General features: G+C 30.1%; 9 protein-coding genes and 1 pseudogene. 5 read left to right on the top strand and 5 right to left on the bottom strand.

Translation table 11 applies throughout. The features are described from left to right. On the top strand, positions 1-417 hold a 417-nt coding region (locus JJE11_RS09070), incomplete at its 5' end, for a hypothetical protein (protein ID WP_291634762.1). A gap of 194 nt (positions 418-611) precedes the next feature. On the opposite strand, the gene JJE11_RS09065 is transcribed toward JJE11_RS09070, so the two are convergent. The 3 genes from JJE11_RS09065 to JJE11_RS09055 all read right to left on the bottom strand — a co-directional run bounded on the left by JJE11_RS09065 (position 612) and on the right by JJE11_RS09055 (position 2427). Then, positions 612-1070: a hypothetical protein gene (locus tag JJE11_RS09065; RefSeq protein ID WP_291634760.1), complete on the bottom strand. Its 459-nt coding sequence runs from the start codon at positions 1068-1070 to the stop codon at positions 612-614. A gap of 322 nt (positions 1071-1392) precedes the next feature. Then, positions 1393-1551 carry a hypothetical protein gene (locus JJE11_RS09060; protein WP_291634758.1) on the bottom strand — a complete coding sequence of 53 codons (159 nt, stop codon included), beginning with the start codon at positions 1549-1551 and terminating at the stop codon, positions 1393-1395. Positions 1552-1797: 246 nt separating this feature from the next. Then, on the bottom strand, positions 1798-2427 hold the full coding sequence (locus JJE11_RS09055) for a hypothetical protein (protein ID WP_291634756.1): 630 nt from the start codon (positions 2425-2427) through the stop codon (positions 1798-1800). Positions 2428-2574: 147 nt separating this feature from the next. Here JJE11_RS09055 and JJE11_RS09050 point away from each other — a divergent pair, with 147 nt between their 5' ends. Both JJE11_RS09050 and JJE11_RS09045 read left to right on the top strand, forming a co-directional pair. Continuing rightward, complete coding sequence (locus JJE11_RS09050; protein ID WP_291634755.1) at positions 2575-2790, top strand: YwbE family protein; 216 nt, start codon at positions 2575-2577, stop codon at positions 2788-2790. A gap of 790 nt (positions 2791-3580) precedes the next feature. After that, positions 3581-3763 (top strand): hypothetical protein, encoded by a 183-nt coding sequence (locus JJE11_RS09045; protein ID WP_291634754.1) that lies wholly within the window; start codon positions 3581-3583, stop codon positions 3761-3763. 92 nt (positions 3764-3855) lie between these two features. Here JJE11_RS09045 and pulA read toward each other — a convergent pair whose 3' ends face one another. After that, on the bottom strand, positions 3856-5745 hold the full coding sequence (gene pulA, locus JJE11_RS09040; protein WP_291634752.1) for a type I pullulanase: 1890 nt from the start codon (positions 5743-5745) through the stop codon (positions 3856-3858). A gap of 99 nt (positions 5746-5844) precedes the next feature. Further along, a complete protein-coding gene (locus JJE11_RS09035; protein WP_291634751.1) occupies positions 5845-6843 on the bottom strand; it encodes a LacI family DNA-binding transcriptional regulator in 999 nt (332 codons plus the stop codon). Positions 6844-7149: 306 nt separating this feature from the next. Here JJE11_RS09035 and pgmB point away from each other — a divergent pair, with 306 nt between their 5' ends. Both pgmB and JJE11_RS09025 read left to right on the top strand, forming a co-directional pair. After that, positions 7150-7824, top strand: coding sequence for a beta-phosphoglucomutase (pgmB, locus tag JJE11_RS09030; protein ID WP_291634749.1), 675 nt, complete (start codon positions 7150-7152; stop codon positions 7822-7824). A gap of 29 nt (positions 7825-7853) precedes the next feature. Continuing rightward, positions 7854-9049 (top strand): annotated as a pseudogene (locus tag JJE11_RS09025) (glycoside hydrolase family 65 protein); the annotation flags it as partial.

Here is a 9049-nt window from a genome sequence, read left to right as displayed (position 1 = left end):
AGTTTTAATTCGTTTGCAAATGGTGTAATAACAACTAATAAACTAGATATTCCAATTACAGGCACTATTATTTATGATGCTGTAAATATTGTAGGAACTGATCTCATTTATACTCCAGCAACAGGTGTATTTACAATAAATACAACAGGCGTTTATGTTATAGGCTGGAAGATAGCTGTTACCCCAAATCCTGGAACAGTTTCTATAGAGATTGACTTGGTATCATCACTTCGGGGAATTATTGGCGGTATATCTATAACAGCAACAAATCCAATAATAAGCGGCTCTAATAGGATCTATGCAGCAACAGCAGGCGAAACTTTCAGATTTGTTAACAATTCTAGTGGCCCTATTAGCATGGTATTGGTAGGTTTAACCGGACCTATTGGAACTGTATCGATTCACAGAATTGTTTAACAACATTTCAGAAAGAAAGTAACCCATTATTTAATAAGATTAAGCTGAATTTAAAAGAATAGCAGATTATAAAGTAATTTCAATGCCTTAAAAGGCTGCCTTGTTAGGCAGCCTTTTTCATGTTCTTACACAATCTTTATCAATAAGAAAGACCTTAGACCTAAGTCTAAAGTCCGCATAATTTAATTATTAGTTTATTTCTTCATACTCTTAGCTTCAGTATATAATGTTTTAAAAGTATTTGAAATCTCAGTTGCGCCACTAACTGTTATTGCTTTATCATCCTTTAGTGCAGCTTCAGTTAATTGAGTGTAAGCTTCTCCAGGAGAAGTTTCCATTGCTTCGTATGCTTTATCTTCGCTCTTTTTCGTTCCATCTTTTTTAACTTCTACATATTCTACTTTAGATATTTTCCCATCTGTATAAGTTACTGTTACCTCACCTTTCCAACCACGTTCATCAAAATCCGGAGCTGTAGCTGTATATACTTCAGGCGCTTTAGTCTCAGCTACTGGTTCAGGAGTTGTAGTTTCTACTGTTGCTTCAGGTGCTTTAGTTTCTACTGCTGGTTCTTCTGTTTTACCACATCCGCTTAATACTGATAGCGCAATTACACTAGCAGCTATTATGGAAATTATTTTTTTATTTTTCATTACAAATACCCCCTATAGTTAAAATATTATCATAGAATAAATCATATACATTATTTACATATTTATCTACTCTCTACTAGTTAAAATTTTATCATAATTGTATTACCTATGCTAATAAAGAAGTGATTTTGTTCATTAATAATATGTTTTGTTAATTTAGTTCATGAATATATTTCATACCCTTTATTATTTCAGGAGATATATTTTGTAAAAAAAAAGATTAAAGAAAATTAGTAACTCATTTTCTTTAATCTTTTTCATTATAATTTTGGTATTATATATAAATATATTATGAAATAAAGTTCCGCTTAAGGATCTATTTCTATTTATCAAATAAACCGCCAGTTTTTTTATTGCTTATTGCTGCTTTTCTTTGTTTACCAATTACTTTAGTAGGTCTAGAAATTCCACCCTGCTCTGAGCTTTTCTTTTTCTTTTCCTCAATGATCTTTTTCATCATTTCAATATTATTAGTTGACATAAATTTTCTCTCCTTTTGAAGCGAATTAAGAAAGTTAGATTTATAGAATTTATGTTTCAATTCATGATTTCTACATTTTTATTTTCTATATCTTTTTATTTTTAAAATTCTAACTTAACTTGTTATTTTCTCTACTAATCAGTTTAGCTCAATTCGGTCAAAATTTCAATACAATATTGAGAGTTAAAGATTATTTTTTATTGAAATAGGTAATTGGGGACTTTAAATAACTAAATCTTCCCAATTTTAATAATTAATACTGTCTAACTTAATTAGTACATCTTTATACCCGAGTTTTATAATTTTATTATTATATAAATTTTCATAGGTTACTGTATCGATATCCAAGGCTAATGCTTTCGAAAAATTATCTCCGTAAAGTTTTTTAATAAACATCTCATAGTCTTCTTTTATTAAAGCAAAATGTTTTTCATCATAATGATATCCTTTTGTATCATTATTCATTTTTTCTATGATTCCATATAGTTGATATATGTAACTCATTTCTTTTAAACTAAATTTTTTTTCCAAAGCTGAAATAGATACAGCATAATTAAAGTTCATGGGTATAGGGTAAATGCTAATTTTATCATTATCATCAAATTCTTTTAACGTTCTTAAACTTTGAAATAAAGCTGTGCATATATCTAATCGAATACTAATCACATACTCACTGAGTTTGCGAGCTTTATTTTGTTCCTGATACTCTCTATTAGCTTTTTCAATTTTACTTTGCGTCTCTATTGACCTGCAAGTTGAATTTTTAGTTATGAACCAACTGAAAATGCCGCCTAAAATTGCACCAATTATAATAGAAGTAGATGATATAATTGGATTTATAAGATTATCAGGTATAAATGACAAGGATTCGAACATCATAATTTCTCCTTTCTAAAAAAGTATTTTCTACAATATATTTTCCATACAAAACGGTTTTCATACAATTTTTTTTGACAAGACAATGGTAATTAGAGTATTGTTTGTATATAAAGCAAGTAATTTTATTGAAGGAGACTACAAATAATGAATACTCAAAATGATAAAAGAGGACAAATAAGAAGTAATATACCTATTGGTATTACTGTAGATGTTGTATTAAAAAAAGACCAAAGAACTGATAAGCTTACCAGAGGTGTAGTAAAAAGGTTGTTAACAAACTCGGCAGTACACCCAAGGGGTATAAAAGTTATGTTAGAAGATGGCCAGGTAGGCAGAGTTCAAGCCATTATTTCAAAATAAAAATTATAAATTATAAATTAATAATATTTCAGAAAAAATTAATATTAAAAGTCGATTTATCATTCTTCTATTTCTAATATGGTAAATCGACTTAAATATTGTAATTTGCATTTATTTCAAAAATTCACTTGCATTTCTAATTAGAATGAGGTATACTTATAGAGTTACCTAGTCGCAATAAAATATTTGCAAAAGTATGAAATACTTGCTAATACATTGCATAAAAACGGATCATTAATTCACTTAACAAAAGAGAAGACATGAATTTTAAAATTTCAATTCTTTAATTCTTACCCTCTTCATTCTAAAATTTCTTAATGAATCCCTTATGAAAAATTTTATTGAATAACGTACTGACAAAGCTTATAACATATCGTGTTTTGTTATAGCAATACTTTAAATCAAATTAAAGGAGCAAAATAATTAATATTTGTTTTGTGCCGCACTCGACTATTAAGGAGGTGTTTATATGAGAAACGACGAACTAATTGAAATTACAGAAGATGTAATCAATGAATGTCTAGAATGTTTAGACTAATAACAAAAAAGCAAATCTATCACTGCTAATGCTTTAGTGAAGGTTTCTTTTTTTTATATAAAATTATTTTCAATATTTTTACTAAAAAGGTTAAATTAGATAAATTTCTTTCCATATTAGATAATTCTTATGTTTATGGTTAATAATTAAAAATATTTTCATATAAATTGATGTCTGAATAGAGGGGATTTAATTTATGTATAGAATAAGTAATAGTACAGAATATTCTGTACTTGAAAGGGAGTGCATAAAATGTTAACGATTTCTTTTATTAGTGGTGAAAAAGAATTATTTGAATTAAAACAATCTGAATCTGATCTGTTTAAAAGTTGGTTTTACAATTTTGAAAACTCCAGACCTCATGAAATTAACACTATGGGCAAGAAATATTTATTTAACAAAAAGGCAATAGCTTATATTGAGATAGAGCCTTAGATTTTAATACTCCATCAAAGTAATGGGTAAATCTTAATATGAATTAGAATAAAAGATATAGTGCGATGGACTGCACTATATCTTTTTAATGATTATTTACATAATATATAGGTAGAAAGGTATGGTACAATTACCTCGTTAATGCAAGTTTTAGATCCTTTACTCACACCGGTTTTATTTACTTCATATTCATTTGCTAAGATCTTCCACTCTGTGGTGTCCGGTAAAATAATTTTTATTTCTTCTTTGTTCGCATTATGAATTATAATTAATTTATGGTAATCCTCAGTGTTGCTGGAAGTTAGTTCATAAGCTACGCAGTTACAAGGCGTTTCAAGGAATAACAAAGAGTCTCTTACTTCACAATCATTGTCTAAGGTCATTACCTTTTGGCTTTTTCTTAAAGAAATTAAACCCTTAATATATTCATAGGTTTCTGAGAACTCAGCTTTCCTACTCCAGCGTATTTCATTTACCTCATCACCAGAATTATAGCTATTGTGGTTTCCTTGTTTGGTCCTTAGTATTTCAGTCCCACCTTGAATGAAAGGCACTCCTTGAGATGTAAGGATTATAGATAAAGCCAATCTATTCATTTTTTCTCTTTCTAAAGGAGTATTGTTAGGATTGCTTTTTTCAAATTTATCAAATAAGCATAAATTATCATGAGCACTTGCATAGTTTATGGATTCTCCAGGTTCCTTGGAAAAATCAGAAATTTCATCGTAAAAATCAATGGCGCCCACAATCCCCTTTTTAATTTCTAGTTCTAGTCCTACTCCACCATTTACAAAGCCTATCTGGTTACCGTCATTATCCCCCTTTATTGCATTTCTTAAGCCATCATTAAATACAGATACCTGCATACCCTTTTGACTACCTTTTTTAACCTGCAATGAGAATGGTAATGATGATGCTCCCCCTGTCCATGGTTCCCCATAAATAATAATATTTGGGTTAATAACTTTTGCTTGCGTCACTATTTCTTTCATTGTATCAATATCATAAAGGGCCATTAAATCAAATCTAAATCCATCTATTTGGTATTCCTCTGCCCAGAACTTAATACTATCTACTATAAATTTTCGCATCATCGGTTTCTCTGACGCAGTTTCATTTCCACAACCTGAACCATTAGTAGCGTTGCCATCGTCATCTTTTCTATAGTAATACCCCGGTACCAAAATGTCCATTGGTGAATTTCCTGTAGTAGAGGTATGATTATATACAACATCCATAATTACACTAATGCCATTTTCATGCAGTGTTTGAATCATATTCTTAAATTCTTTAATTCGTACTGTACCATCTTGTGAATCCGTAGCATAAGAACCTTCAGGAACATTATATAAATATGGATCATATCCCCAATTATAGCCCCCCACAGTTTCATCCACACTTGCAAAATCAAAAACAGGTAATAAATGAACATGAGTTATTCCTAAATCTTTAAGATGGTCGAGTCCCGTAACAACACCCTCAGGAGTTTTGGTGTTTTTTTCAGTGAAAGCTAGATATTTTCCTTTATTTTTAATTCCTGAATCTTGTGATACTGAAAAATCCCTAACATGAAGTTCATATATTACTGCCTCAGTTCTGTTAATTGGTAAAGGTTTTTTATGAATTTCCCAATCGATAGGATTTAGAGATTGAAAATCAACAATCATACCCTTTTTCCCATTAGCACTTGCACCTTTAGTATAGATATCTGGTGTTTCCTTTTCCTCTTCACCATTTAATACTAAATAATTATAATATTTATTTCTCAAATTGCCATTAAGTTTAAACTCCCAAACTCCTTTTTCCCTTTTAATCATTTCATGCTTTTGACCTAAGTCATCATTAAAAGTCTCATAAACCACTACTGTAATTTTTTCCGCAGTTGGTGCCCAAACCTTAAATGTTGTATTTATCGCAGTATAAGCTGCGCCTAAATCATCCCCATTGTAAGTAGATTCGTGGATTTGTAATATTTCTTCCATTATTAAATCTCTCTCCTTAAAAATAATAAAGAATATAGTAAAGGATATTTTATTCATAGTATGTAAGCACACCTAAAAAATAACCATAGTAATTTAGCGTTATTTAGTTGACTCTCTTTCAACCAATTTTGTATCAATAATATAATTACTTATATATTCTTTATCATTCTCTAATTTGTTTATTAATAATTTAACTGCAAAATAACCTAACTCTTCAGAATTAATATCTACTGAAGATAATGCAGGAATTCTGTAAGTTGCAAGGGGTGTGTTATTAAACCCAACAATAGAAATATGTTGATCTGACATTTCACTTATAGCTCTAGATGCACCAAAGGCAATTAAATCATCTGTTGTGACAACGGCTGTAGGGCTTGAGTTATTCAATATTTTTTTCATAGCATCATATCCACTATTTTCTGTAAACTCTGCTACTTGTATCATGTTTTCATCTATTTTTATTCCAATATTATTCATTGCACTCTTATAACCTTCTAATCTATTTATAGTTACATTAAGATTAGGAGACCCTCCTATAAATGCAATTTTTTTCTCGCCCTTTTGTATAAGATAATTAACAACATTATACATAGCGTGAAAGTTATCATTATCAACCCATAAAATCCCTTCTGTATTTTCTGGCTTACCTATAACTACGAAAGGATAATCTGCTTTTTTTAAGTAGGCAATACATTTGTCATCCTTCCGTACTGTTGCTAAAATAATCCCATCAGTTCTTCTACTATTTATTAAACTTGCTATATACTCTACTTCTTGATCTTCATTACTACTGTAAGCATACAAAATATAATATCCTTTTTTTTGCGCATAATGACTTATACCTCGCATAATTTGAATAAAAAAAGGATTAACAAATAAATCCTCATCAGTGTTAGGTAAAATTAGTCCTATTGTTTTTGTTGTTTTACTAACTAGGCTCCTAGCTATTGCATTAGGATGATAATCCATTTCCTTCAATGCTTTATAGACCTTTTGTTTTGTTGCGTCACTAATTTTAGGATTATCCGCAATTACTCTTGAAACTGTTGAGGGTGATACATTTGCTAGCTTAGCTACATCTTTTATAGTTACTGACATTAAAAAATCACTTCCTACTTTCTAAAAATAATCTATGCTTATTATATTATTAAATATTATATTAAGCAAGGTTATGCATAAGGAACATTCAGCTAACTAATAAGTAAGTTATTTTACTTTTATTGCAACAATTATCCCCTTCATAAAAAAAATACAAAATATTTTGTGCAAACGCATTCACAAATGCGTAATTTTATATTATTATAATACAATAGGGTTTAAACCATAATATACAGCATTGTAAAAATAGATAAGCATATTGACTATTTATTTTTTTGAAGATGCGTAAAATTAGAGGGGGAAGTTATGAATAACATTAAAGCATTTATATTTGATTTAGATGGTGTATTAGTTGATACTGCTAAATATCATTATTTGGCATGGAAGAAGCTAGCCCAAGAGCTAAACATTGAGTTTTCTTTAAAAGACAATGAGAGGCTAAAAGGCGTAAGCAGAATGCGGTCACTGGACATAATATTGGAAATAGGAAATGTAACATTGGATCAAGATAAAAAAGATGAACTAGCAGAGAAAAAGAATATTTGGTATGTGGAATATATTTCGAAATTAACACCTCGTGATATTTTACCTGGGGTTATAGTTTTTTTAGAAAGTGTCAAGGCAAATAGTATGAAAATAGCCTTAGGTTCTGCGAGTAAAAATTCTATGCTTATTCTTAATAAGTTGAATTTAACGGCTTATTTTGATGTGATAATTGATGGTACAAAAGTGTCTAAAGCAAAGCCTGATCCTGAGGTTTTCTTAAAAGGTGCGCAGGCGCTTAAAGTATTACCTTGTCAGTGTATTGTATTTGAAGATGCGGAGGCAGGCGTTGCAGCTGCTATTAACGCAGGAATGCATTGCATTGGAATAGGTTCTAAAACCATATTAAATAAAGCTGATTTAGTGCTTTTAGATTTTGTAGATATGACTTTTGATAAAATAAAATTACAAGGAGCTAACCAATTAATAATTGTTTAGTGCCCCAGAGAATCGCTAGGAGGTTTTTAATGGAATACTACTATAAATTAGATGAATGGAGTATCATTGAAGAAGGATTCCATGCTGCAAGCAACGAAATATCTGAGAGTATTTTTAGTTTAGGCAATGGATATATGGGACAAAGAGCAAATTTTGAAGAAGAATACAGTGGGACTTCTCTTCAAGGAAATTATATAGCGGGGGTTTACTATCCTGACAAAACAAGAGTTGGTTGGTGGAAAAATGGATATCCAGAATATTTTGCTAAGGTTTTAAACTCAACAAATTGGATTGGTATTAACATTAAAATTAATGATATTTCTTTAGATCTTGCAAAGTGCACAGTAAAAGAATACGAAAAAGTTTTGAATATGAAGCAAGGCTATTTACAAAGAAGCTTTAATGCTGTACTTGAAAATGGAAATGAGATTAAGGTAAAAGCTAAAAGATTTATAAGCATGTCCCGTGGCGAAATAGGAGCTATAAAGTATTCTATAAAGCCAATAAATTTCAAGGGTAAAATAGAGATTACACCTTACCTTGATGGAGATGTTAAGAATTCTGATTCTAATTATGACGAGAAGTTTTGGGATGAAATTTCGAAGGAATCTAAACCATATGAAGCATTTCTGATGCTCAAAACTAAAAAATTAGATTTTAACATCTGCACATATATGACCTATGAATTAACAATTAATGGTGAACTAATTGAACCACTTGTGGAAATAGACCAAGGTGAAAAATATGTTGCAAGTACCGCTTTAGTTAATTGCATCGAAAATGATGAAGTTATAATATATAAATATGTTGCAAATACCTCATCAAGATATTATAAAGTATCAGAATTAATTTCAAAAACTAAAGAACTTTGTAGTAAAGCCAAGAAAGATGGGTTTGAAGTATTATTAAAAGAGCAGGCTCGTGCTTGGAGTGAAAAGTGGAAGGAAAGCGATATAGTTATTGAAGGCGATGTTTCTGCGCAGCAAGGTATTAGATTTAATATATTCCAACTAAATCAGACCTATACTGGAGAAGATCATAGGCTAAATATAGGTCCAAAAGGTTTCACCGGTGAAAAATATGGTGGAGGCACTTATTGGGATACTGAAGCTTACTGCATTCCCTTCTATCTAAGTACAGCACGAGAAGAAGTATCTAGAAATCTTTTATTATATAGATACAAACAGTTAGATAAAGCCATAGAAAACGCTGAGAAATTAGGTTT

The organism is Clostridium sp., from assembly GCF_016650095.1.
GTDB lineage: Bacteria > Bacillota > Clostridia > Clostridiales > Clostridiaceae > Clostridium_AD.
Note: the sequence above shows the minus strand (reverse complement) of the source record. Positions and strands in the feature narration are given on the sequence as shown.